At 56.5% G+C, this 24,731-nt stretch carries 22 protein-coding genes; 12 read left to right on the top strand and 10 right to left on the bottom strand.

The window, feature by feature from the left end; genetic code table 11:
• Nucleotides 1-39: 39 nt before the first annotated feature.
• The 3 genes from mrcA (at nt 40) to PGS10_RS10615 (ending at nt 4,246) form a co-directional block, all read left to right on the top strand.
• Entirely contained in the window at nt 40-2,598 is a 2,559-nt protein-coding gene (gene mrcA / locus PGS10_RS10625; RefSeq protein ID WP_045394849.1) for a peptidoglycan glycosyltransferase/peptidoglycan DD-transpeptidase MrcA, read from the top strand.
• Between the two features lie 240 nt (nt 2,599-2,838).
• Nucleotides 2,839-3,843, top strand: a complete 1,005-nt coding sequence (locus PGS10_RS10620) for a hypothetical protein (protein WP_047078889.1) — start codon at nt 2,839-2,841, stop codon at nt 3,841-3,843.
• Between the two features lie 4 nt (nt 3,844-3,847).
• Complete coding sequence (locus tag PGS10_RS10615) at nt 3,848-4,246, top strand: hypothetical protein (RefSeq protein ID WP_047078888.1); 399 nt, start codon at nt 3,848-3,850, stop codon at nt 4,244-4,246.
• 111 nt (nt 4,247-4,357) lie between these two features.
• Here the strand turns inward: PGS10_RS10615 and nudE are convergent, their stop codons facing one another.
• The gene (nudE, locus tag PGS10_RS10610; protein ID WP_015703662.1) at nt 4,358-4,918 is read right to left on the bottom strand and encodes an ADP compounds hydrolase NudE; all 561 of its coding nucleotides are present in this window, start codon (nt 4,916-4,918) and stop codon (nt 4,358-4,360) included.
• Nucleotides 4,919-5,203: 285 nt separating this feature from the next.
• Between nudE and PGS10_RS10605 the strand changes: the two genes are divergently transcribed.
• The 5 genes from PGS10_RS10605 (at nt 5,204) to pckA (ending at nt 11,353) form a co-directional block, all read left to right on the top strand.
• Entirely contained in the window at nt 5,204-7,330 is a 2,127-nt protein-coding gene (locus PGS10_RS10605) for an intracellular growth attenuator family protein (protein ID WP_316422853.1), read from the top strand.
• Nucleotides 7,331-7,389: 59 nt separating this feature from the next.
• Nucleotides 7,390-8,073: a GMP/IMP nucleotidase gene (gene yrfG, locus PGS10_RS10600; protein WP_047047984.1), complete on the top strand. Its 684-nt coding sequence runs from the start codon at nt 7,390-7,392 to the stop codon at nt 8,071-8,073.
• A complete protein-coding gene (hslR, locus tag PGS10_RS10595) occupies nt 8,070-8,471 on the top strand; it encodes a ribosome-associated heat shock protein Hsp15 (RefSeq protein ID WP_047078886.1) in 402 nt (133 codons plus the stop codon). The genes yrfG and hslR overlap by 4 nt, the downstream gene beginning before the upstream one ends.
• A 26-nt stretch (nt 8,472-8,497) precedes the next feature.
• Nucleotides 8,498-9,376 (top strand): Hsp33 family molecular chaperone HslO, encoded by an 879-nt coding sequence (hslO, locus tag PGS10_RS10590; RefSeq protein ID WP_015703666.1) that lies wholly within the window; start codon nt 8,498-8,500, stop codon nt 9,374-9,376.
• A 357-nt stretch (nt 9,377-9,733) separates the two neighbouring features.
• Nucleotides 9,734-11,353, top strand: a complete 1,620-nt coding sequence (gene pckA / locus PGS10_RS10585) for a phosphoenolpyruvate carboxykinase (ATP) (RefSeq protein ID WP_045375850.1) — start codon at nt 9,734-9,736, stop codon at nt 11,351-11,353.
• Between the two features lie 221 nt (nt 11,354-11,574).
• Here pckA and envZ read toward each other — a convergent pair whose 3' ends face one another.
• The 9 genes from envZ to PGS10_RS10540 all read right to left on the bottom strand — a co-directional run bounded on the left by envZ (nt 11,575) and on the right by PGS10_RS10540 (nt 20,119).
• A complete protein-coding gene (gene envZ / locus PGS10_RS10580) occupies nt 11,575-12,936 on the bottom strand; it encodes a two-component system sensor histidine kinase EnvZ (RefSeq protein WP_015369373.1) in 1,362 nt (453 codons plus the stop codon).
• On the bottom strand, nt 12,933-13,652 hold the full coding sequence (ompR, locus tag PGS10_RS10575) for an osmolarity response regulator transcription factor OmpR (protein WP_001157751.1): 720 nt from the start codon (nt 13,650-13,652) through the stop codon (nt 12,933-12,935). The genes envZ and ompR overlap by 4 nt, the downstream gene beginning before the upstream one ends.
• A 341-nt stretch (nt 13,653-13,993) precedes the next feature.
• The gene (fucP, locus tag PGS10_RS10570) at nt 13,994-15,217 is read right to left on the bottom strand and encodes an L-fucose:H+ symporter permease (RefSeq protein WP_047057636.1); all 1,224 of its coding nucleotides are present in this window, start codon (nt 15,215-15,217) and stop codon (nt 13,994-13,996) included.
• A gap of 31 nt (nt 15,218-15,248) precedes the next feature.
• Nucleotides 15,249-15,605 (bottom strand): L-rhamnose mutarotase, encoded by a 357-nt coding sequence (locus tag PGS10_RS10565; RefSeq protein ID WP_047078885.1) that lies wholly within the window; start codon nt 15,603-15,605, stop codon nt 15,249-15,251.
• A complete protein-coding gene (locus tag PGS10_RS10560; RefSeq protein WP_047078884.1) occupies nt 15,602-16,378 on the bottom strand; it encodes an SDR family oxidoreductase in 777 nt (258 codons plus the stop codon). The genes PGS10_RS10565 and PGS10_RS10560 overlap by 4 nt, the downstream gene beginning before the upstream one ends.
• Entirely contained in the window at nt 16,362-17,213 is an 852-nt protein-coding gene (locus PGS10_RS10555) for an amidohydrolase family protein (RefSeq protein ID WP_316422852.1), read from the bottom strand. Before PGS10_RS10555 ends, PGS10_RS10560 begins: the two co-directional genes overlap by 17 nt.
• The gene (locus PGS10_RS10550; protein ID WP_045394842.1) at nt 17,200-18,495 is read right to left on the bottom strand and encodes an L-fuconate dehydratase; all 1,296 of its coding nucleotides are present in this window, start codon (nt 18,493-18,495) and stop codon (nt 17,200-17,202) included. The genes PGS10_RS10555 and PGS10_RS10550 overlap by 14 nt, the downstream gene beginning before the upstream one ends.
• Entirely contained in the window at nt 18,492-19,343 is an 852-nt protein-coding gene (locus tag PGS10_RS10545; protein ID WP_316422851.1) for a fumarylacetoacetate hydrolase family protein, read from the bottom strand. Before PGS10_RS10545 ends, PGS10_RS10550 begins: the two co-directional genes overlap by 4 nt.
• A 35-nt stretch (nt 19,344-19,378) precedes the next feature.
• Nucleotides 19,379-20,119, bottom strand: a complete 741-nt coding sequence (locus tag PGS10_RS10540) for an SDR family oxidoreductase (protein ID WP_015703673.1) — start codon at nt 20,117-20,119, stop codon at nt 19,379-19,381.
• 234 nt (nt 20,120-20,353) lie between these two features.
• On the opposite strand from PGS10_RS10540, the gene PGS10_RS10535 reads away from it, so the two are divergent.
• From PGS10_RS10535 to feoA, 4 genes are all read left to right on the top strand, one after another.
• Nucleotides 20,354-21,112: a FadR/GntR family transcriptional regulator gene (locus tag PGS10_RS10535; RefSeq protein ID WP_047047964.1), complete on the top strand. Its 759-nt coding sequence runs from the start codon at nt 20,354-20,356 to the stop codon at nt 21,110-21,112.
• A gap of 85 nt (nt 21,113-21,197) precedes the next feature.
• Nucleotides 21,198-21,671 (top strand): transcription elongation factor GreB, encoded by a 474-nt coding sequence (gene greB, locus PGS10_RS10530; protein WP_015703675.1) that lies wholly within the window; start codon nt 21,198-21,200, stop codon nt 21,669-21,671.
• A gap of 99 nt (nt 21,672-21,770) precedes the next feature.
• A complete protein-coding gene (locus PGS10_RS10525; protein WP_047064507.1) occupies nt 21,771-24,101 on the top strand; it encodes a Tex family protein in 2,331 nt (776 codons plus the stop codon).
• A gap of 388 nt (nt 24,102-24,489) precedes the next feature.
• Nucleotides 24,490-24,717, top strand: a complete 228-nt coding sequence (feoA, locus tag PGS10_RS10520; RefSeq protein WP_015703677.1) for a ferrous iron transporter A — start codon at nt 24,490-24,492, stop codon at nt 24,715-24,717.
• The last annotated feature ends 14 nt before the right edge of the window (nt 24,718-24,731 follow it).

The raw sequence follows: 24,731 nt of genomic DNA, 5'->3' as shown, positions 1-24,731 counted from the left end.
TTATAAACTGCCCAAATAAAACTAAATGGGAATTCTCCGGTGAAGTTCGTAAAGTATCTTTTTATCCTTGCAGTTTGTTGCGTTCTGCTGGGAGCAGGCTCGATTTATGGCCTCTACAAATTTATAGAGCCGCAACTCCCCGACGTCGCGACCTTAAAGGATGTGCGCTTGCAGATCCCGATGCAGGTTTATAGCGCGGACGGCGAGCTCATTGCGCAATATGGCGAAAAGCGCCGCATCCCCGTCACTCTGCAGCAGATGCCGCCGGAGCTGATAAAAGCGTTTATCGCGACTGAAGATAGCCGCTTCTATGAGCATCATGGCGTCGATCCGGTGGGGATTTTCCGCGCCGCCAGCGTGGCGATGTTCTCAGGCCATGCCTCGCAGGGCGCCAGTACCATTACTCAGCAGCTTGCGCGTAACTTCTTCCTCAGCCCGGAAAAAACGATAACGCGTAAGATCAAAGAGGTTTTCCTTGCGATCCGCATCGAACAGCTGCTGAATAAAGACGAAATTCTCGATCTTTACCTCAATAAAATTTACCTCGGCTACCGCGCCTATGGCGTCGGCGCCGCCGCGCAGGTTTACTTCGGTAAAACGGTCGATCAGCTGACGCTGAGCGAAATGGCGGTCATCGCCGGTCTACCAAAAGCGCCTTCCACCTTTAACCCGCTCTATTCGCTGGATCGCGCGACCTCGCGTCGCAACGTGGTGCTGTCGCGTATGCTGGGCGAAGGCTATATCACCCAGGCACAGTACGATCAGGCGCGCAGCGAGGCGATTGACGCCAGCTACCACACGCCGGAAATCGCCTTCTCCGCCCCGTATCTGAGCGAAATGGTGCGTCAGGAGATGGTCAACCGCTACGGCGAGCAGGCCTACGAAGACGGCTATCGCGTCTACACCACCATCACGCGTAAAAACCAGCAGGCCGCTCAGCAGTCGGTGCGTAAAAACGTGCTCGATTACGACATGCGCCACGGCTATCGCGGCCCGGCCAACGTGCTGTGGAAAGTTGGCGAGACCCCGTGGGATAACAAAAAAATCCTCGATACGCTGAAAAAACTGCCGGGCGTCGGCCCGCTGGCGCCGGCGGTAGTCACCTCCGCGAACCCGCAGGAAGCCGTCGCGTTGCTGGGCAACGGCACGTCGGTGGCGTTAACGATGGATGGCGTCCGCTGGGCGCGTCGCTACGTTTCCGATACGCAACAAGGCTCGACGCCGCGCAAAGTGACCGACGTCATTCAGACCGGGCAGCAAATTTGGGTGCGCAAAGAGGGCGACAAATGGTGGCTGTCGCAGGTGCCGGAAGTGAACTCCGCGCTGGTCTCTATCAACCCGCAAAATGGCGCGATTATCGCTCTGGTCGGCGGCTTTGACTTCAATCAGAGTAAATTCAACCGCGCTACCCAGGCGCTACGTCAGGTTGGCTCCAATATCAAGCCGTTCCTTTATACCGCGGCGATGGACAAAGGCTTAACCCTCGCCAGTATGCTTAACGATGTGCCGATCTCCCGCTGGGATGCCGGCGCGGGCTCCGACTGGCGGCCGAAAAACTCGCCGCCGCAGTACGCCGGCCCTATTCGTTTGCGTCAGGGATTAGGTCAGTCGAAGAACGTGGTGATGGTGCGCGCGATGCGCGCAATGGGCGTCGATTATGCGGCAGAGTATCTGCAGCGTTTCGGCTTCCCGGCGCAGAACATCGTCCATACCGAATCACTGGCGCTGGGTTCCGCTTCCTTTACCCCGCTACAGGTCGCCCGCGGCTACTCGGTAATGGCTAACGGCGGCTTCCTGATTAACCCGTACTTCATTAGCAAGATCGAGAACGACCAGGGCGGCGTGCTGTTTGAAGAGCGGCCTAAGGTCGCCTGTCCGCAGTGTAATTCGCCGGTGATCTACGGCGATACGCCGAAATCCAACGTGCTGGAAAACCAGGATGTCGAAGAGGTCGCCACCTCTCAGGAGCCGCAAAACGGCGACGTCCCGCCGCAGCCGCAGCTTGAGCAGGCTAATCAGTCGCTGGTCGCGCAAAGCGGCGCGCCGGAGTATGCCCCGCATGTTATCAACACGCCGCTGGCCTTCTTGATTAAGAGCGCGCTGAATACCAATATTTTCGGCGAACCGGGCTGGATGGGCACCGGCTGGCGTGCGGGCCGCGATCTGCAGCGTCATGATATCGGCGGCAAAACCGGTACCACCAACAGCTCGAAAGACGCGTGGTTCTCCGGCTACGGTCCGGGCGTAGTGACTTCGGTGTGGATTGGTTTCGATGACCACCGTCGCGATTTGGGCCGTACCACCGCTTCCGGCGCGATTAAAGATCAGATTTCGGGTTATGAAGGCGGCGCTAAAAGCGCCCAACCGGCTTGGGATGATTTTATGAAACGGGTGCTGGAAGGCGTGCCGGAAGAGCCGTTAACGCCGCCGCCGGGTATTGTGACGGTGAATATCGACCGCAGTACAGGTCAACTGGCTAACGGCGGCAATAGCCGCGCCGAGTACTTCATCGAGGGCACGCAGCCTACCCATCAGGCGGTGCGCGAAGTCGGCACCACCATTACCGATAGCGGTGGCGAAACCCACGAGTTGTTCTAGTGAAAACCACTTTCTAAAAGGTGGCCTGAGAGCAGCAAAAAAACCGCCGAAATGAACTGCACCCGAAAAGTTGGACACCCAACGAAGTAAGGTGCAGTTTTTTTATGGGCAAGGAATTCCAGCAGGCTCTCAGGTTGCTGATGGCCTTCTATCATTGCTATCTCAGACAAAAAAAGGCTTACTGTTCTAAAAAACTTCCGATGTCCCTTTCCATGGAAACAACTAAGACAAGGATTTTTTATGTCAAGAAAACTAGCTCCTGGTTACTGTATAGTCGAACAGCCGGGCTCTATATCTCTTCAAGCTGGGTTGTTATTCCGAAACCGCAATAGCAGTGCCGCGCGTTACTTTGAACAGCTAAATGCAGGTACGCCCTGGGTCAAACCCGGGCAAATACTCATTGTCGCCGACCCAAATAGCACGATGACAGAACAGACACTCCGTTTGCTCCATCAGGCAAAACAACAGGTAAATAACAATCTGGTAGGAGTCAGTACCGATGAGGCCAGTTTTCTTCAAAGAAACTATGGAATGATTGCCGGAATAACGACTGCAGGAGATAAAATTTTTGGCGCTATCGGGGATGCTGGAGAAAAATACTTCAAAGCTATAGAAACCACGCTAAAAAAAATAGAGGCCAGCTATCAAAATCAGTTTCGGACGCAAGGTACGCTTATAGGACAACAGTTTTTTGTTGAGAGAAATCAACTACTGGCTGAACTTAAAATATTAGTTAATAAACCTATTATTAAATATTTAGCAAAACACTCAATCAAATTCCGGCCATATGAGGATATGCGAAGAGCATTAAACCTATCCAGTCGTTCAATTGTCCATGAATGGTCAACGGTTGGAGTAGGTGCTATCCCTGGATATTCCACCTATACCGGTAATGCTGCCAGAGCGGCCCGCTTTTTAAAGTATGGCGGATATATTGGCATTGCATTTTCGTTTGCTGGGGCAACAAATAACATTATAAAATCTTGTACTACTGGAAGAGAAAGTGAATGTGGTAATACAGCATTTAAAGAATATTTTAAATTTGGTGCAAGCACGACGTTAGGTTTAGCCGGAGGTGCTTATGGCTCCACCGGCGCAGTAGCCCTTTGCGTGGGCGTAGGGCTAGCAACAGCTGGAACGGGGGCATTGCCATGCGCGATTATCGGGGGTCTTGCCGGAGGATATATAGGTGGTAAATTCGGCGAGTACTCGTCAAAAAAAATATTGGAATTAACAGGATACTAGTAATATGCAATACCTGAGCTATGCGTTATTGATTTGTTGTGTGATAGGCATCCTGTTAATGATCGTCTCGTATTTCATATTCATTTCTCACAGAAAAGAATATAGTGCCATCTTAGAAAGTTATTTAGCAAGCAAGCTTGAATTCCCAATGCTATACAACATCCAATCGATGACTGGTTTTTTTGGAGCTTATCCTGTATCACGTTTCTTTCTGGGATTAAAAGAAAATAAAAAAATCCTTTTCATCACAAAAGAAAGCAACGCATATTCATTCTTCTTACAAAAACCAACATTATCAATAGAATGGATGAAGAAATTCTGTTTTTTCTGGAAGACATCTGTAATGTTAGTTCTTATTCCTTGTATTACCGCTTTAATTATTCACGTACTAAGTTTGGCATAACTTTCGTTTTCTTCACCATCAGTAAAGCGCCAGCAATGTTTCCAGCAGGTTTAAGTCAAAGCCACTTTCAGCGAAAATGGCTTTGACGATGGCGACAACAATGTTAGCCGCTTACAAACGCCCCTGCGCCTGTAGCCATTCACGCACCAGAAACAGCGCGCTGACGTTACGCGCTTCATTGAAGTCTTCTTCTTCCAGTAGAGACATCAGCTGCGACAGCGGCCAGCGCACCTGCGGCAGCGGTTCCGGCTCATCGCCCGGCAGCGATTCCGGATAGAGATCTTCCGCCACCATGATGTTCATTTTGCTGGAGAAATAAGATGGCGCCATGCTGAGCTTCTTCAGGAAGGTCAATTGACGGGCGCCGAAGCCCACCTCTTCTTTCAGCTCGCGGTTGGCGGCTTCCATGGCGGTTTCGCCGGGGTCGATAAGCCCTTTGGAGAAACCCAGCTCGTAGGATTCGGTGCCGACCGCATATTCGCGGATTAAAATAATGTGGTCGTCAACAATCGGCACAATCATTACGGCTTCACGCGCGGTGGGCCGCATGCGTTCATAAACGCGACGCACGCCGTTGCTGAACTCCAGGTCCACGCTTTCAACATTAAAAAGACGCGAACGCGCTACCGTTTCAACGTTGAGAATGGTGGGTTTTTGTAATGATTTGCTCATTGTCATCGGTCTATGCTGTGATTACAGAAGTCATTGTGCGATACGCAGCACGGTTTCGGCAATCCAAATTGCCACTAATTTACATAGTTGCAACGTTTTGCTTGCAATGCAAAGATTCATAAAGATAAAAAAGTCAATAGGTTGAATTTGTTTTGAGAATTTACCGATTCCTGAGTTTTCCCGTTTTTGATAAGCTTACATGCTGCTGCATTGCACAATAAAATTTCCTGCATTAGACAACATGTGCCGATAAACAATTAAAATTACTATGACGATGGGATGGGCATGGGCACCTTTCTGACCTTTTTCACAGCTCTGCTACTCTGTGTCTTGCTTATCGGGTGGTGGTATCGATCTCATGCCAGACGTCGTCGCCTCCCCTTACTGCAAGCCTTTAGCGACGCGACGACCCGCAAGCTTTCTGATGATGAACGCCAGGCGGTCGAAAAGTATCTCGATGGCCTCAGCCAGTCGCAACAGGTACCGGCGACCGGCGCCAGCGTCGCGCCTGTCGCCCTGAAACTGAATGAGCAGAGCGACACCGTTTATACCGTCACCCGCGCCGTCACCCGCTACGGTATTTCGTCTGATGAGCCCAACAAATGGCGCTACTTCCTCGACTCGGTGGAGGTTCATCTGCCGCCGTTCTGGGAACAGCATATCAACGACGAGAACAGCGTCTCGCTGATCCCAACCGATAGCCTGCCGCTGGTGATTGTTCTCAACGACCACACCTTGCGCGACTATCCGCAGGAAGCCCGCGGCTACGCGCTTGAACGCGCGTCGGCTACCCAGGCGTCGATTCGCGGTGAAGAGAGTGAACAGGTCGAACTGCTGAATATCCGCCAGGAAACCCAGGAAGAGCATGCCCTAAGCCGTCCTGACAGCCTGCGCGAAGGGATCATGATTGTCGCAGCCTTCCTGCTGTTCTATTGCTGTCTGATCTCCCCGGATGTCTTCGCGCCGTGGCTGCTCGGCGGCGGCGTGCTGCTGTTGGCCGCGGGCGTATGGGGCATTTACGCGCCGCCGCTGGCCGGTTCGCTACGCGAAATCCACTGCCTGCGCGGGATGCCGAAACGCTGGGGACTGTTTGGCGAGAACGACCAGGAACACGTTAATAATATTTCGCTGGGGATTATCGACCTTATCTATCCGCGTCACTGGCAACCGTGGATCGCCCAGGATCTGGGGCAGCAAACCGATATTGATATTTATCTTAACCGCCACGTTGTTCGCCAGGGGCGATTCCTGTCGCTGCACGATGAAGTGAAACACTTCCCGCTGCAGTACTGGCTGCGCAGCGCGATTATCGCCGCCGGCGCGCTGCTGGTCGTCATCATGCTGTGGATTAGCGTACCGCTGAATATGCCCTTTAAATTCACGCTCTCCTGGCTTAAGGGGGCGCAGACCATCGAAGCCACCACCGTCGGCCAGCTTGAAAAGGCGAAAGTGCGTATCGGCGACACGCTGCAATTAAAAGGTACCGGGATGTGCAACATCCGCACGCCGGGCGCCTGGAGCGCGAAAGACGCGTCACCGTTTACGCCGTTCGACTGTTCGCAGATCATCTGGAACGACGCGCCTCCCCTGCCGCTGCCGGAGTCCGATATCGTAGGGAAGGCCACGGCGCTGGTCCAGGCGGTACAGCGCCAGTTGCATCCTGACCCGGACGACGATTCGCACGTTAGCCCGGCATTACGTTCGGCAATTCAGAAATCAGGAATGGTGCTGCTGGATGACTTCGGCGATATCGTGCTGAAAACCAACGATCTCTGCTCGGCGAAAGATGACTGCGTGCGTCTGAAGAACGCGCTGGTCAACCTTGGCAATACCCGCAACTGGGAAGCGCTAACCAAACGCGCCACCGCCGGTAAGCTCGATGGCGTGAACGTGTTGCTGCGCCCGGTGAGCGCCGAATCGCTGGAGAATCTGGTGACCACTTCCACCGCGCCGTTTGTGATGCGTGAAACCTCCCGTGCGGCGCAGGCGCTAAATAGCCCGGCCCCTGGCGGATTCCTGATCGCCAGCGATGAAGGCAGCGAACTGGTCAATCAGCCGTGGCCGGCTATCAGCCTGTACGATTATCCTGCCCACGAGCAGTGGGGCGAGCTGCAGCGCCTGGCGGGCATGTTGATGCACACGCCATTCCATGCGGAGGGGATTGTCACTAATCTTTATACCGATGCCAATGGCACCCAGCATATCAACCTGCACCGCATTCCCGATCGCAGCGGGCTGTGGCGCTATCTTGGCACCACTCTGCTGCTGGCGATGCTTGGTTGTATGTCGTGGCACGGCGTGCAGGCGATCCGCCGCTATCAGCGCCAGCGCCTGCGCATGGAAGAAATTCAAAAATATTATGAAAGCTGCCTGAATCCGGTTCTTATCCCTTCCCCGGATCATCAAGATTAATTCCTGCGCGACAGGGTGTGATACCCTGTCGCGCATTTCCCCCTCGCTGGAGACTCACCATGCAAATCAATATCGCGTGGCAGGAGGTTGATACCGTTCTGCTGGATATGGATGGCACGCTGCTCGACCTCGCCTTCGACAACTACTTCTGGCAAAAATTGGTCCCGGAAACCTGGGGCGCCGCGCGCGGACTCAACCTGCAGGAAGCCAAAGCGGCAATGCACCAGGAGTATCACGCCGTGCAGCATACGCTAAACTGGTACTGTCTTGATTACTGGAGCGAGCGACTGGGTTTGGATATTTGTGCGATGACCAGCGAGCAGGGACCGCGGGCAAAACTGCGGGAAGATACCGTGCCATTCCTTGATGCGCTGCGGGCCAGCGGCAAGCGCCGCATCCTGCTGACCAACGCGCACCCGCATAATCTGGCGGTGAAGCTTAAGCACACCGGTCTGGACGCGCACCTTGATTTATTACTTTCCACCCACACATTTGGTTATCCGAAAGAGGATCAGCGCCTGTGGCGCGCGGTGGCGGAAGAAACCGGCCTTGATGCGCGCAAAACGCTGTTTGTCGATGACAGCGAGGCTATCCTGGACGCGGCGGCGCAGTTCGGCATTCGTTATTGCCTGGGCGTCACCAATCCGGATTCCGGCCTGGCGGAAAAACAGTATGCCCGCCATCCTGGCGTGAACGATTACCGGCGGCTGATCCCTTCCCTGACTCCGGAGGAAAGGCCATGAAAGATAAGCCCGATGAAAGCGTCAGGCTGGACAAATGGCTCTGGGCAGCCCGCTTTTATAAAACTCGCGCCATTGCGCGCGAAATGGTTGAAGGCGGCAAGGTGCACTACAACGGACAACGTAGTAAGCCGAGCAAAATCGTCGAGCTGAATGCCACCCTGACCCTGCGCCAGGGCAACGACGAGCGCACCGTTATCGTCAAAAGCGTTACCGAACAGCGCAGGCCAGCCAGCGAAGCCGTTATGCTGTACGAAGAGACGGCGGAGAGTATCGAGAAACGCGAAAAAGTGGCGCTGGCGCGTAAGCTGAATGCGCTCACGATGCCTCACCCAGACAGACGTCCGGACAAAAAAGAGCGCCGCGACCTGATGAGATTTAAACACGGCGACAGCGAATAGCGCTGCCGCCAGCAAGAGAGATGATTATGACTCAACACGATCAATTACATCGTTATCTGTTTGAAAACTATGCCGTGCGCGGTGAACTGGTCACCGTATCGGACACGTTGGAACAGATCCTGGCCAACCATAGCTACCCGCAGCCGGTGAAAACCGTGCTGTCGGAGCTGCTGGTCGCCACCAGCCTGCTGACCGCCACGCTGAAATTCGCCGGCGATATTACCGTTCAGCTGCAGGGCGACGGCCCGCTCTCGCTGGCGGTGATCAACGGCAATAACCAGCAGCAGCTGCGCGGCGTCGCTCGCGTTCAGGGTGAAATCCCGGAAGGCGCGGACCTGAAAACGCTGGTCGGCAACGGCTATCTGGTCATTACCATCTCTCCACAGGAAGGCGAGCGCTATCAGGGCGTTGTTGGCCTGGAAGGCGATACCCTGGCGGCATGCCTGGAAGATTACTTCCAGCGTTCCGAACAGCTGCCGACCCGTCTGTTCATTCGTACCGGCGAGCACGACGGTAAAGCGGTGGCCGGCGGCATGCTGCTGCAGGTGATGCCGGCTCAGGACGCGCAGCTTAACGACTTCGAGCATCTGGCGACCCTGACCGAGACCATCAAGGCGGAAGAACTGTTCACCCTGCCGGCGACCGATGTATTATGGCGCCTGTACCATGAGGAAGAGGTGACGGTATACGACCCGCAAGACGTCGAGTTCAAATGTACCTGTTCTCGCCAGCGCTGCGCCGATGCGCTGAAGACGCTGCCGGATGAAGAAGTCGACAGCATCCTCGCCGACGAAGGCGAAATTGATATGCATTGCGACTACTGCGGTAATCATTACCTGTTCAACGCGATGGATATCGCCGAGATCCGTAATAACGCCTCGCCGGCGGATCCGCAGGTACACTAATCGCCCCTCTCGCCGGGCGTTGCCGGGTTTTTCTAACCCGCCGCGCCTGGCGTCAACTATTTCGACCGCGTGTTGAATCGATTTTCACTGAAAGAGTTACGTAACTTTCTTTCAAGAAAGCGATTACATTCACATTTCAGCAGTTTTTTTAATTACTTTTTAACCATTCGGAAACATCTATCGCCACCTGCGGCCGTTTTCCTGAGATAATCACGCGCACTTCGTGACAGGAGTCACTGTGTTTTTCGTAAGAAAGGCGTTTGTCGAGATACGTAAATCTATGAGCCTGGTCGCGGTCTATTCCCTGAAAGAAACCCTACAATTTAAAGCAGTACATATTGGCTAAGGAGCAGTGACATGCGCGTTAATAGTTTAACCCCGCAGGATCTCAAGGCTTACGGTATCAATGACGTCCAGGAAATTGTCCACAACCCGAGCTTCGATACGCTGTATCAGGAAGAGCTCGACCCGAAACTGGAAGGTTATGAGCGTGGCGTATTAACCAATCTTGGCGCCATCGCCGTCGATACCGGCATTTTCACCGGCCGTTCGCCGAAAGATAAATATATCGTCCGTGACGATACCACTCGCGATACCGTGTGGTGGTCTGATAAAGGCAATGGCAAGAACGACAACAAGCCGCTCTCCCAGGAAACCTGGCAGCACCTGAAAGGTCTGGTGACTCACCAGCTGTCGGGCAAACGCCTGTTTATCGTCGACGCCTTCTGCGGCGCCAACGCCGACACCCGCCTCAGCGTGCGCTTCATTACTGAAGTCGCCTGGCAGGCACACTTTGTTAAGAACATGTTCATTCGCCCGAGCGAAGAAGAGCTGGCGGCCTTCGAGCCGGACTTTATCGTCATGAACGGCGCGAAGTGCACCAACCCGCAGTGGAAAGAGCAGGGTCTGAACTCCGAAAACTTCGTGGCTTTCAACCTGACCGAGCGCATCCAGCTTATCGGCGGCACCTGGTACGGCGGCGAAATGAAGAAAGGGATGTTCTCGATCATGAACTACCTGCTGCCGCTGCAGGGCATCGCTTCGATGCACTGCTCCGCTAACGTCGGCGAAAAAGGCGATGTCGCCGTGTTCTTCGGCCTGTCCGGCACCGGTAAAACCACCCTCTCCACCGACCCGAAACGCCGCCTGATTGGCGATGACGAGCACGGTTGGGATGATGACGGCGTGTTTAACTTCGAAGGCGGCTGCTACGCGAAGACCATTAAGCTGTCGGAAGCCAACGAGCCGGATATCTATCACGCGATCCGCCGCGATGCGCTGCTGGAAAACGTCGTGGTACTGGCTGACGGCACCATCGATTTTGATGACGGTTCGAAGACCGAGAACACCCGCGTCTCCTACCCGATCGACCATATCGAAAATATCGTTAAGCCGGTTTCGAAAGCCGGTCACGCTACCAAGGTCATCTTCCTGACCGCCGATGCCTTTGGCGTATTGCCGCCGGTTTCACGCCTGACCGCTGACCAGACTCAGTACCACTTCCTGTCTGGCTTTACCGCCAAGCTGGCCGGTACCGAGCGCGGCGTCACCGAGCCGACCCCAACCTTCTCCGCCTGCTTCGGCGCCGCGTTCCTGTCGCTGCACCCGACGCAGTACGCCGAAGTGCTGGTAAAACGCATGCAGGCTTCCGGCGCCCAGGCCTACCTGGTCAACACCGGTTGGAACGGTACCGGCAAGCGTATCTCAATTAAAGATACCCGCGCGATTATCGACGCCATCCTCGACGGTTCGCTGGATAACGCCGAAACCTTCACTCTGCCGATGTTCAACCTGCAGATCCCAACCGAGCTGCCGGGCGTCGATACCCATATCCTCGACCCGCGTAATACCTACGGTTCTCCGGAGCAGTGGCAGGAGAAAGCCGATCAGCTGGCGAAACTGTTTATTGAGAACTTCGAGAAGTATACCGATACCCCGGCCGGCGCTGCGCTGGTTGCGGCCGGTCCGAAGCGTTAATCAGGTCACAGAGACAACAAAGCCGGGCGATGCCCGGCTAGAGATTGATGACAAACCTCATGCAACCATTGGACTTACAGATTGCAAGAGACAAATAACAAGGAAAATCAATTTATTGATTTTCGGCTGATAACCACAAAGAAGGAAAAACCACGCTTTTTCCTTCTTTGTCAGCAGTCTGAAGCCGGGCGATGCCCGGCTTTTTTATATTTATACGCTAATCAACTCTCTTTCGCGGGCTTCGCCGGCGACAACGCGCGATGCACCGGAATCGGTAGCCAGGCGCGGATCAGCAGGCCGCCGCGTTCGCTGGTGCCAATCTCCAGGCGACCGTTATGATTGTCGATAATACGCTGCACTATCGCCAGCCCCAGCCCGGTGCCGCTGGTGCTACGGGCGCTATCACCGCGCACAAACGGCTGGAACAGATGTTCGCGCTGTTCCGGTTTAATTCCCGGGCCGTCATCTTCCACCTGGAACCAGGCACGGCTGGCTTCGCTGCCGCTGCTGACTTTAATCCAGCCCTTACCGTAACGAGCGGCGTTCACCACCATATTGGCTAGCGCGCGTTTAATCGATAGCGGATGCAGGCGCAGCGGAATTTCTCCGGCCTGCAGATCGGTGGCGATTTCCCGCTCGTAGCCGCTTTCGGCGGCGATCACTTCGCCTAACACGGCATTGAGATCCGCAAGCTCCATCGGCATCTCCTGGCCGGTGCGCAGGTAATCAATAAACTGCTCGATGATGGCGTTGCACTCTTCGATATCTTTATTGATCGACTCGGCAAGATAGCCGTCCTGTTCGCCCATCATCTCCGTCGCCAGCCGGATCCGCGTCAACGGCGTGCGCAAATCGTGGCTGACCCCGGCCATCAGCAGCGTACGGTCATCCGCCAGCTGTTTGACCCCGGCGGCCATATGGTTGAAGGCGCGGGTCACCGAACGCACTTCCGACGCGCCGTATTCGCGCAGCGGCGGCGGAATAATCCCGCGCCCGACCTGCAGCGCGGCATGTTCAAGGTCGACCAGCGGCCGGTTCTGAATGCGGATAAATAGCCACGCGCCGCCAATGGCCAGCAGCATTATCGCCAGCGTATAGCGGAATAGCGGCGAGAAATCGCCCTGATGGATTTCAGTCAGCGGTACCCGCACCCAGATATTCGGCGACAGCCAGGTCTTCAGCCACACCACCGGCGAGCTTTTGTTGACCTCAACCCGCACTTCGGTCGGCCCGCCAAGCTGGTGCGCCATCTGCTGGCTTAAGAATTCATAATGCTGCGCCCAGCGCAGGCCTGCGTCTTCCGCCGCCTCATTGGAATAGAGCGAAATCCCCAGCTCGCGGTAAATTTCGCGGCGAAACGCCGGCGGTACCACCAGTTGAGTGCCGTCTTCCAGCTGCAGTTTATCGGTCATCAGCATACGGACTTCGTATGCCAACACCTTGTTAAACTGCTGCAGGCTCGGCAGGATCGCGAAATTCAGCACCACCAGATAGGTCGTCACCAGGCTGACGAACAGCAGGGTGACGATCAGTAACAGGGTGCGGGCAAATGAGCTTCGCGGCGAAAAACGCACGCGCTTCATGCCTTAGAACCGTCCGGTACGAAGACGTAGCCCAGTCCCCAAACGGTCTGGATGTAGCGCGGGTGCGCCGGATCTTCTTCCACCATGCGGCGCAGGCGGGAGATTTGTACGTCGATGGAGCGCTCCATCGCCGAGTATTCGCGGCCGCGGGCAAGGTTCATCAGCTTATCGCGGGACAGCGGCTCGCGCGGATGGCTAACCAGCGCTTTTAATACCGCGAACTCACCGCTGGTGAGCGGCATCGGCTCATCTTCACGGAACATCTCGCGGGTGCCGAGGTTCAGTTTGAACTTGCCAAAAGCAATCACCGCTTCTTCTTGCGATGGCGCGCCCGGCAGCTCGTTCGCCTGGCGGCGCAGCACGGCGCGGATACGGGCCAGCAGTTCGCGCGGGTTAAACGGTTTAGGAATGTAATCATCGGCGCCGATTTCCAGGCCCACGATACGGTCCACTTCTTCCCCTTTCGCCGTCACCATAATGATCGGCATCGGGTTGCTCTGGCTACGCAGACGGCGGCAGATAGATAAACCATCTTCGCCCGGCAGCATCAGATCCAGCACCATCAGGTGGAAGGATTCACGGGTCAGCAGGCGATCCATCTGTTCGGCGTTCGCCACGCTACGAACCTGGAAGCCCTGCTCGGTCAGATAACGTTCCAGCAGCGCGCGCAGGCGCATATCGTCATCCACAACCAGAATCTTATAATTCTCTTGCATTGTTTGTACTCCCAAAGGTTCACTGCAATCGTTAGTGCGTATTCTTAAAAACCCACGCTAATACGACCAGCCAAATCTGGTATATATTCTAGTCGAAATTGTTACAAAGCATATTAAACAGCAATTTATACCCGTCATTCTTCAAGTTGCACGTGCGTTGGCTGCGTGCGCTCACCCCAGTCACATAGTTATCTATGCTCCTGGGGATTCACACACTTGCCGCCTTCCTGCAACTCGAATTATTTAGGGTAAACCCGTCATTCTGAGCAAAATTTACCACCGGCGCGACAAAAAAGAAAAAGGCGGAGGGTCTCCTCCGCCTTTATAGCTAATTTTGCCGCTTACGCGCGTCGTTGGCTCATGCCGTACCACAGCACCACCAGGAAGCATAGCAGCGGCAACCCATAGGCCAACGCGGTACTGTAGCGGTCGGCCAGCGCCCCCATGAAGTAAGGCATAATCGCCCCGCCGACGATGGCCATAATCATAAACGAGCTGGCGCGTTTGGTATGGCTACCCATATTTTTAACGCCCAGCGCGAAAATGGTCGGGAACATAATCGACATAAAAAAGAAGACCGCAATCAGCGCCACCACCGACACGCCATCAATGCTCATCATCACCAGACCGCAGAGCACGATATTGACCAGCGAGTAAACCATCAGCAGCGTCGCCGCCTGCACCCGCCCCATCAGCCAGGTACTGAAGAAACGACCGACCATAAAGCTAATCATCGCAATCGACAGCAGATAGGAAGCGTGCTGGTTTGTCACGCCATGCCAGTGCTCGGTCGCATAGTTGATAAAGAACGCCCCCACGCCGACCTGCGCGGCAACGTAAAAGAACTGGGCGATGACCCCGCCGGTAAAGTGGCGATGCTGCCACAGCCCTTGCGCCGCTTCTTGCTGACTGCCCTCATCTTCGCGAATATCCGGCATCGGCGTGCGGCGGAACAGCAGCGCGATGGCCAGCACCAGCACGGCGATAGCGACATAGGTGATTTTTACCGAGCTCTGATCGCCGGTATCGCCCTGAGTAGCTGAAAAGAACAGCGTGCCGCCGATCAGCGGGCCAATAAACTGCCCCAGTCCGTTAAACGACTGCGCCAGATTCAACCGCCGCTCGGCGCCTTTACTGTCGCCAAGTACCGTCGCATAAGGGTTCGCCGCGGTCTCAAGGCAGCCTAATCCACAGGCAATCACAAACAGCGCGAAGAGGAATAGCGCAAAGCTATTCACGCTCGCCGCCGGCACAAACAGCAGCGCGCCAAGCGCATACAGGCACAAACCGACCAGGATCCCCGCTTTATAACCGCGTTTATCCATAAAATAGCCGGCGGGCAGCGCCACCAGGAAGTAGGCGCCAAAATAGGCCGCCTGCAGTAAACCGGACTGCGCTTTGGTGACGTGCAGGGTCTCCTGAAAGTGTTTATTGAGAACATCGAGCAGGCCGTAAGAGAGCCCCCACATAAAGAACAGGCTGGTGACCAGCATAAATGCCCAGCGCAGATTAGGGGTCGCCCCGGCGCGGGCCGCCAGCGGCTCCGCCGTTTTATTCACTAGCATGGTGAGATCCTCAGTAGAGTACAGAGTTGTTTTATTGATCCTGCAAAGAGAATATGCGCTCCATCGACACCCATTTTTCGCCTACCGGCGTCCAGGGGGTGGGAACCTGGTATTGCCACATCAGCGCTTCCCAGCGCTGAATGACCGGGTGGTTCAGGCTGTGCTGAGCAAAGCGTTCGCCATCGAAATCCCCGGCGACCTCCATCACCATAAACAGCCGCGTGCCAAGCCGGTAAATCTCCATATCCAGCACGCCATGGGCGCGCAGGTGCCCGGCGACTTCCGGCCAGATACGTTCATGCAGACGCTGGTATTCGGCGATTTTCTCCGCCGAATCGACTAAATCCAGCGCCTGACACAGCCGCCGCCGCGCGACGATGGCGTTCATGACAGCGCCCTGTCGAGATGCAAATATCCGCCGTCCACCGATAGCCACTGCCCGGTAGTGTGCGACGCGCGCGAGGAGATAAGAAACACCACGGTGTTGGCGATCTCTTCCGGCGTGGTCATGCGTTTGCCCAGCGGAATGCGTTGGTTAATCGCCGCCATCTGCCGCTGCGGGTCAGGGAAGGTATTTATCCAGCGCTGGTACTGCGGCGTCAGCACTTCCGCCGGCACCACCGCGTTGACGCGCACGCCGCTCTCGCGCAGCGATACCGCCCATTCACGGGTTAATGCCAGCACCGCCCCTTTCGCCGCGGTATAGCCGCTGGTGCCGCCCTGGCCGCTGAGCGCGGTTTTCGAGGCGATATTGACGATAGCGCCCCGCGCCGCCTCTAACGCTTCGCGGCACAGGTGGGCCATCTGATAGTAGTGGATCAGGTTTTTCTCAAGCGATCCGAGAAACGCCTCACGCCCGGCCTCGAGCCCTACGCCATCGTTCACTCCGGCGTTATTCACCAGCGCATCAATGCGGCCAAAGCGCGCCAGCACCTGACCTACCGCCCCGGCGCATTCGGCCTCCTGGCACAGGTCGGCGATAATGAGCTCACTTTGCGGCGCGATTTGCTTCAACCTATCCATAAACCCCTGCTCTGGCAGGGCGTTAGTGACGATGACCGGCACCGCCCCCTCTTCCGCCAGCAGTTGCGTTACCGCCGCGCCGATCCCCGAGCCGCCGCCGGTGACGATAACCACTTTGTCATTAAGAAATAGATCCACGCTTCGCCTCCGTTAAACCATAAACCCGACAGGCAGTGCCGCCCCAAATAGCTGACCGCTGCGTTTCCGTCAGCGGAGCCAGCGCCGTTTCGCACAGCTGGTAAACCTGGCGGTACTCCGCCGCCAGCAGGCATACCGGCCAGTCGGAACCAAACATCAGCCGCTGCGGGCCAAACAGCTCCAGCGCGGCGTCGAAGAAAGGCAGCAGTTGCTGCTCGGTCCAGCATCCGCGCCCGGCTTCGGTCACCAGGCCGGAAAGTTTGCCCACCACATGCGGTAATGCGGCCAGCGGCCACGCCTGTTCGGCCCAGTGGGCCGCGCCGCGCGCGATATCCGGCTTGCCGAAATGATCGAGTACCAGCCAGTGGTCATCGTGGCGGGCGGCAAAGCGTGCCGCCGCCGCGAGATGACGATGGGTAACCAACAGATCCCAGCTATAGCCCTGGCGCTGCAACTGCTGCATTCCTCGCGAGACCGCCTCGCGCTCAAGCCACGCTGCCGGGTCGGCTTCATCCTGCACCTGATGGCGCAACCCGCACAACTGGCCGCGCCACTGCGTCAGCTTGTCTCCGAGATCCGCGGCGGTAATATCCAGCCAGCCCACCACGCCGCATACGCCTGCTGCTTGAGAAACCTGCGCCACCAGCCAGGCGGTTTCGTTTTCATCATGACGCGCCTGCACTACCACCGCGCCATCGAGCTGGTGCTGCGCCAGCAGCGGCTGGAGCTGCGGGGGGTAAAAATCCCGGCGCAGTTGCGGCATGTCGTCATCAATCCACGGGTAATCCTGTGGCTGATAGCGCCAGTAGTGGTGGTGGGCGTCAATGCGCAACATGCGCTTCTCCACGGTAGCGGTACTGCTCGATAGAAGCCTGATGCATTTCAATCGAGTAGCCCGGCGCCTGCGGCGGCATATAAGCTGCGCCGCGGATTTCGCAAGGGTGCAGGAAGTGCTCGTGCAGATGGTCAACAAACTCAATCACCCGCCCTTCATGGGTACCGGCGATGCACAGGTAGTCAATCATCGACAGGTGCTGGACGTATTCGCACAGTCCGACGCCGCCGGCGTGCGGGCAAACCGGTAGGTTGTACTTCGCCGCCATCAGCATCACCGCCAGCACTTCGTTGACGCCGCCTAACCGGCAGGCATCGATCTGCACCACGTCAATCGCGCCGCGCATAATGAACTGTTTGAACATAATCCGGTTCTGGCACATCTCGCCGGTGGCGACCTTCACCGCGCCGATGTTCTCGCGGATCTTGCGGTGACCTTCGATATCATCCGGGCTGGTCGGCTCTTCGATAAACCACGGGTTGGCGAAGGCCAGCGCTTTGACCCACGGAATGGCAGCATCCACTTCCCATACCTGGTTGGCGTCAATCATCAGTTTCCGCTCGGGGCCAATCACTTCACGGGCAATGCGCACGCGGCGGATATCGTCTTCAATATCGCGCCCGACCTTCAGCTTGATATGCGAGAAACCGGCGTCCACCGCCTGCTGACAAAGACGACGCAGTTTGTCATCACCGTAACCCAACCAGCCCGCTGAGGTGGTGTAACACGGATAACCATGCGTCTGCAGTTGTTCAAGCCGCTGGGCTTTGCCCTCTTCACGGCTTTCCAGCAGGCGCAACGCCTCCTCCGGGGTAATGCAGTCGGTGATGTAGCGAAAATCGATGCAGCGCACCAGCTCGGCCGGGCTCATATCGGCGACCAGTCGCCAGACCGGTTTGCCTTCGGCCTTCGCCCACAAATCCCACACCGCATTGACCACCGCGCCGGTCGCCAGGTGAATCGCGCCTTTGTCCGGGCCAATCCAGCGCAGCTGGCTATCGCTGGTAAAGCGCCGCCAGAAGGCGCCCATATCGTCGGCGATCGCCTCAAGTTGCTCGCCGACGATTAAATGCTCCAGCGCCTTAATCGCCGCGCAGCAAATTTCGTTGCCGCGGCCAATGGTGAAGGTCAGCCCGTGACCGGTGAGCTTAGGATTGTCGGTTTCGAGGATCACGTAGGCGGCGGAGTAATCCGGATCGGGATTCATCGCGTCGGAGCCGTCCAACTGCTGCGAAGTGGGGAAGCGAATATCCTCTACCCGCAGGGCGGTAATTTGCGTCATTGTTTGTCCTCCACGGTCAGCTGCTGCTGTTCGCCCAACCCTTCAATGCCCAAACGAATAGTCTGGCCGGCGCGTAAATAAACCGGCTGCGGTTTCTGGCCCATACCCACCCCTGGCGGCGTGCCGGTGGAGATGACATCGCCCGGCTGCAGGCTCATAAAGCGGCTCAGGTAGCTGATGATATAGGGCACTTTGAAAATCATGGTGCGGGTGTTGCCGTCCTGATAGCGTTTGCCGTCGACCTCCAGCCACAGGTTGAGGGCGTTGGGGTCGGGGATTTCATCGGCGGTCACCAGCCAGGGGCCCGTCGGCCCGAACGTGTCGCAGCCTTTGCCCTTATCCCAGGTGCCGCCGCGCTCAATTTGATACTCGCGCTCGGAGACGTCATTAATCACGCAGTAGCCAGCAACGTGCTGCATGGCGTCGCGCTCGTCGATATAGCGCCCGCCTTTGCCAATCACTACCCCTAATTCGACTTCCCAGTCGGTCTTTTGCGAATCGCGCGGGATAATCACGTTGTCGTTAGGCCCGACCACCGCGCTGGTCCACTTGCTGAATACCACCGGTTCCTGCGGAATGTCGGTGCCGGTCTCTGCGGCGTGATCGGCATAGTTCAGGCCAATGCAGATAAACTTACCGATACCGCCGACGCAGGCGCCAATACGCGGATTGCCTTCAACCAGCGGCAGGCTGTAGAGATCCAGCTGGCGCAGACGCGCCAGACTCTCCGGCAGCAGCGCGTCGCCGCGCAGATCGTTAATATATTGCGACAGGTCGCGCAGGCGGCCGTCGTTATCGAGTACGCCCGGACGCTCGCTGCCGGGATTGCCAAAACGAAGTAATTTCATGCGTTTTCCTGATAGTGAAATAAAGCGCCGTACGGTTAGTTGCTCCAGCCGCCGTCAATAATCTGTACCGTACCGGTGGTGTAGGCGCTGGCGTCGGAAGCCAGATACAGCGCCAGCTGGGCGATCTCTTCCGGCTTGCCGATGCGGCCAATAGGCTGGCGGGCGACAAACGCCTCATAAACCGCCTCTTCGCTCAACCCTTGTTCACGCGCCTGCTCGGCAATACGTCCGCGCAGCGAAGGTGAATCGACGGTGCCAGGACAAATCGCATTACAACGAATGCCCTGGGTGACGAAATCCGCCGCCACCGAGCGGGTCAGGCCAATGACCGCCGCTTTACTGGCGCTGTAGGCGAAGCGGTTTGGTACCCCTTTCACGCTGGAAGCCACCGATGACATGTTGATAATCGAGCCGCCGCCGCGGGCGATCATCGCCGGCAAAAAGGCGCGAATCGTGTGGAACATGGCGGTGACATTCAGATCGAGAGCGAACTGCCACTCCCGCTCGCTACATTCAAGAATGCTGCCGCTATGCACCACCCCGGCACAGTTGAACAAGACATCCAGCGGGCCCAGCGTTTCCGCGGCGGCGGCAATCGCGTCGGCGCGTGTGACATCCAGCTGCAGCGGCTGCACGCCGGGGATATCGCTCAGTCCGGCAATGTTGATATCGCTGGCAATCACTTCCGCGCCAGCGGCGGCAAATAGCCGCGCGCAGCTATTGCCAATCCCCTGCCCTGCGGCGGTAATCAGAACGCGTTTTCCGGTTAGTTCCATTTCTCTCCCCTGGTCTAAAGGACTAATGGTCAGGCCATTGGTGGTAGTCAAAGGCCTGACCTTTCGCATGACAAGTCAGGCATAACCCGCTATCGTGAAGCTTAGATGTTGCAAAAACGGCCACAAACGGCACATTGGTTAACCAATTAATTACACTCGACTAACAAACACTCAAGTGTGCTGGCCAATATTTGTGCGCTTTATCACTGTCTATCGCATGAGCAAAGGTGAAACATGCCGATTACCAGACTGGAAAACCCAAGGATTTACAGACAGATAGCAGACCAACTCAAGCGATTAATTGAGAACAACGAATTTCCGCCCGGCAGTCGTCTCCCGTCTGAGCGAGATTTAGCCCAGCAGTTGAACGTCAGCCGCGCATCGGTACGCGAAGCGCTGATTGCGCTGGAGGTGATTGGCCTGGTGGACGTGCGCGTCGGCAACGGGGTAATCGTCAAATCGCAGACGCCGCTCGCCGCCACCAAAGAACCGGTGATGGCGCAGGCCGGTCGCGACCAGTGGACGGAGATCGACGACGAACTCAACATAGACCTTGATTTTAACGCCGAACTCCCGCCCTTTTCTCTGCTGCAGGCGCGCCTGTTAATCGAGCCGGAAACCGCCGCGCTGGCGGCGCGCCACGCCAGCGCCGAAGAGCTGGCCGCTATCCGCGAGGCCTTTGAACAGAACTGTCGCGATAACCGTGCCGGTTCAACCACCCATCCCGGCGACCGCCTGTTCCATATCCGTATCGCTCAGGCCAGCGGCAACCCGGCGTACGCGTTTATCATCGGCCACCTGCTCGGCCACCGCTACGGCAGTATGTTCCGCATGCTGCAGCGCCATTACACCCCGGACGATATGCCACATCGCTCGGAACAGGAGCATCGCGCGATCCTTGAAGCCATTGAGGCCCACGACGTACGTGCGGCAAAAAAAGCAATGAAAAATCATATTGATCAGGTGATTACCATTTTTACCCGCAGCCAGTAGCCGCGATTTCTGCGCCTGGCGCTTTACCTTGCCGAAACGGCTGGTTAAGGTACGGCGGGACGAGATTATTTTGGATGAACCACAGATGAAAACGCCGCTGATCACCCGTGAAGGGTATGAAAAACTGAAGCAAGAGATGGATTACTTGTGGCGTACAGAGCGCCCGGAAGTCACCAAGAAAGTGACCTGGGCGGCGAGTCTTGGCGACCGCAGCGAAAACGCCGATTATCAGTACAATAAAAAGCGCCTGCGCGAAATCGACCGCCGGGTGCGTTATCTCACCAAGTGTCTGGAAAATCTCAAAATCGTCGATTATTCCCCGCAGCAGGAAGGCAAAGTGTTCTTCGGCGCGTGGGTGGAAATCGAGAACGACGATGGTGATACCAAGCGCTTTCGCATTGTCGGCTACGATGAAATCTTCGGCCGCAAAGACTATATCTCTATCGATTCGCCAATGGCGCGCGCTTTACTGAAGAAAGAGGTGGGCGACCTGGCTATCGTTAACACCCCGGCGGGCGAAGCCAGCTGGTACGTCAATGAAATTGAATACGTGAAATAGCGCCGGAACATTCCGAGAGAACCCGGTCGCGGCTGGCATTTTAGCCTGGCAGCCCGTATAACTATCCCCTGATTTTGACCCTAATGATGAATAAAACCGATGATGAATGATTCGCTCTGCCGCATTATTGCGGGTGAACTTCAGGCCAGAGCCGAACAGGTAGAAGCTGCCGTTCGCCTGCTTGATGAAGGGAACACCGTGCCGTTTATTGCACGTTATCGTAAGGAAGTCACCGGCGGTCTGGATGACACGCAGTTGCGTAATCTGGAAACTCGCCTCGGGTATTTGCGCGAACTTGAAGACCGCCGCCAGGCGATCCTCAAATCGATCGGCGAACAGGGCAAGCTCAGCGAAGCGCTGGAAAAAGCCATCAACGCCACCCTCAGCAAAACCGAGCTCGAAGATCTCTACCTGCCGTACAAACCCAAACGCCGCACCCGCGGGCAAATCGCCATTGAAGCCGGTCTCGAACCGCTGGCCGATCTGCTGTGGAATGAGCCCTCCCACGATCCGGAAACCGAAGCGGCAAACTATATCGATGCCGATAAAGGCGTGGCGGATAGCAAAGCCGCTCTCGACGGCGCGCGCTATATCCTGATGGAACGCTTCGCGGAAGACGCCGCCCTGCTGGCGAAAGTACGTGATTATCTGTGGAAAAACGCCCATCTGGTGGCCAGCGTCGTCAGCGGCAAGGAAGAAGAAGGCGCTAAATTCCGCGATTACTTCGACCACCATGAACCGATCGCTTCCGTGCCGTCGCACCGCGCGCTGGCGATGTTCCGCGGGCGCAATGAGGGCGTGCTGCAGCTGTCGCTCAACGCCGACCCGCAGTTTGACGAGCCGCCGAAAGAGAGCCACTGCGAGCAGATCATTATCGATCATCTCGGCCTGCGCCTGAACAACGCCCCGGCGGACAGCTGGCGCAAAGGCGTCGTCAGCTGGACCTGGCGTATCAAGGTGCTGATGCACCTCGAAACCGAATTAATGGGCACCGTGCGCGAACGCGCGGAAGACGAAGCGATTAACGTATTCGCCCGTAACCTCCATGACCTGCTGATGGCCGCGCCTGCCGGCCTGCGCGCCACCATGGGCCTCGATCCGGGCCTGCGTACCGGCGTCAAAGTGGCGGTAGTCGACGGCACCGGCAAACTGGTGGCCACCGACACCATCTACCCGCACACCGGCCAGGCGGCTAAAGCCGCCGTCGTGGTGGCGGCGCTGTGCGAGAAACATAACGTTGAGCTGGTGGCTATCGGCAACGGTACCGCTTCCCGCGAGACCGAGCGTTTCTTCCTCGACGTGCAAAAACAGTTCCCGAAAGTGACCGCCCAGAAGGTAATCGTCAGCGAAGCCGGCGCGTCGGTCTACTCGGCTTCCGAACTGGCGGCGCAGGAGTTCCCGGACCTCGACGTTTCCCTACGCGGCGCGGTCTCTATCGCCCGCCGTCTGCAGGATCCGCTGGCCGAGCTGGTGAAAATCGATCCGAAATCAATCGGCGTCGGTCAGTATCAGCATGACGTTAGCCAGACGCAGCTGGCGCGTAAGCTGGATGCGGTGGTGGAAGACTGCGTTAACGCCGTCGGCGTTGACCTTAACACCGCCTCGGTGGCGCTGTTGACACGCGTCGCCGGCCTGACCCGCATGATGGCGCAGAATATCGTCGCCTGGCGCGACGAGAACGGCCAGTTCCTCAACCGCCAGCAGTTGCTGAAGGTTAGCCGTCTGGGGCCAAAAGCCTTTGAACAGTGTGCCGGCTTCCTGCGCATTAACCACGGCGACAACCCGCTGGACGCCTCAACCGTTCACCCGGAAGCCTACCCGGTGGTCGAGCGTATTCTGGCCGCTACCCAGCAGGCGCTGAAAGATCTAATGGGCAACAGCAGCGAGCTGCGCAACCTGAAAGCCTCTGATTTTACCGATGATAAGTTCGGCGTGCCGACGGTATCCGATATCATCAAAGAGCTGGAAAAACCGGGCCGCGATCCGCGTCCTGAGTTTAAAACCGCCCAGTTCGCCGACGGCGTTGAGACGATGAACGACCTGCTGCCGGGGATGATTCTGGAAGGCGCGGTCACCAACGTCACCAACTTTGGCGCCTTCGTCGATATCGGCGTGCACCAGGATGGCCTGGTCCATATCTCTTCGCTGTCGAATAAGTTCGTTGAAGACCCGCATACCGTGGTCAAAGCGGGCGATATCGTCAAAGTGAAGGTGATGGAAGTCGACCTGCCGCGTAAACGCATCGCGTTAACGATGCGACTCGATGAACAGCCGGGCGACAGCAACGCGCGCCGCGGCGGCGGCAACGATCGCCCGCAGGGTAACCGCCCGGCGGCAAAAGCGGCGAAGCCGCGCGGTCGCGATGCTCAGCCAGCCGGCAACAGCGCGATGATGGATGCGCTGGCCGCCGCGATGGGCAAAAAACGCTAATCTTTCCCTGCCCCTCAATACGAGGGGCAATTTTTCGCTTTTTAATGCCTGAACCTCGATTAATATATTCCAGTAACCTTTCAATAAGTTCGAAATTTATAAAGTTTCATTCTGTTAACCAATGAAACCTTTATTAAACATTAAGTGAATAAATTAATTTTTCCCTTATTTTTAGCTACAGCAACGTTCTTGCGTCATATCAAAAAATAAGCAAATTCCCCGTAAAACCGCATTTATTATCCATGTCATGTATTGATGATACAAACCATTCTCATTATCATCGTTATCAGTTAAGTTTTATTCTTCTTCGTTGGCTATAGTCCCCAGCGCCGCTTTAATAGCCGCGCCTGGAAATTCTCTTTTCGGTTAGCGATAACAAGTAGGCCCTATGCAATTCACTCCTGATAGTGCGTGGAAAATCACCGGTTTTTCCCGCGATATTAGCCCGGCTTATCGGCAGAAACTGCTCTCCCTGGGAATGTTGCCCGGCTCTTCGTTTCATGTCGTGCGCGTGGCGCCGTTGGGCGATCCTATTCATATTGAGACCCGGCGGGTGAGCCTGGTATTACGTAAAAAAGACCTCGCGTTAATTGAACTGGAAGCGGTTGCGCAATAACACCTGACCCGGCA

This window comes from Klebsiella sp. 141153 (assembly GCF_032601995.1).
Lineage (GTDB): Bacteria > Pseudomonadota > Gammaproteobacteria > Enterobacterales > Enterobacteriaceae > Klebsiella > Klebsiella aerogenes.
This window is presented reverse-complemented; position numbering and strand designations above follow the sequence as displayed.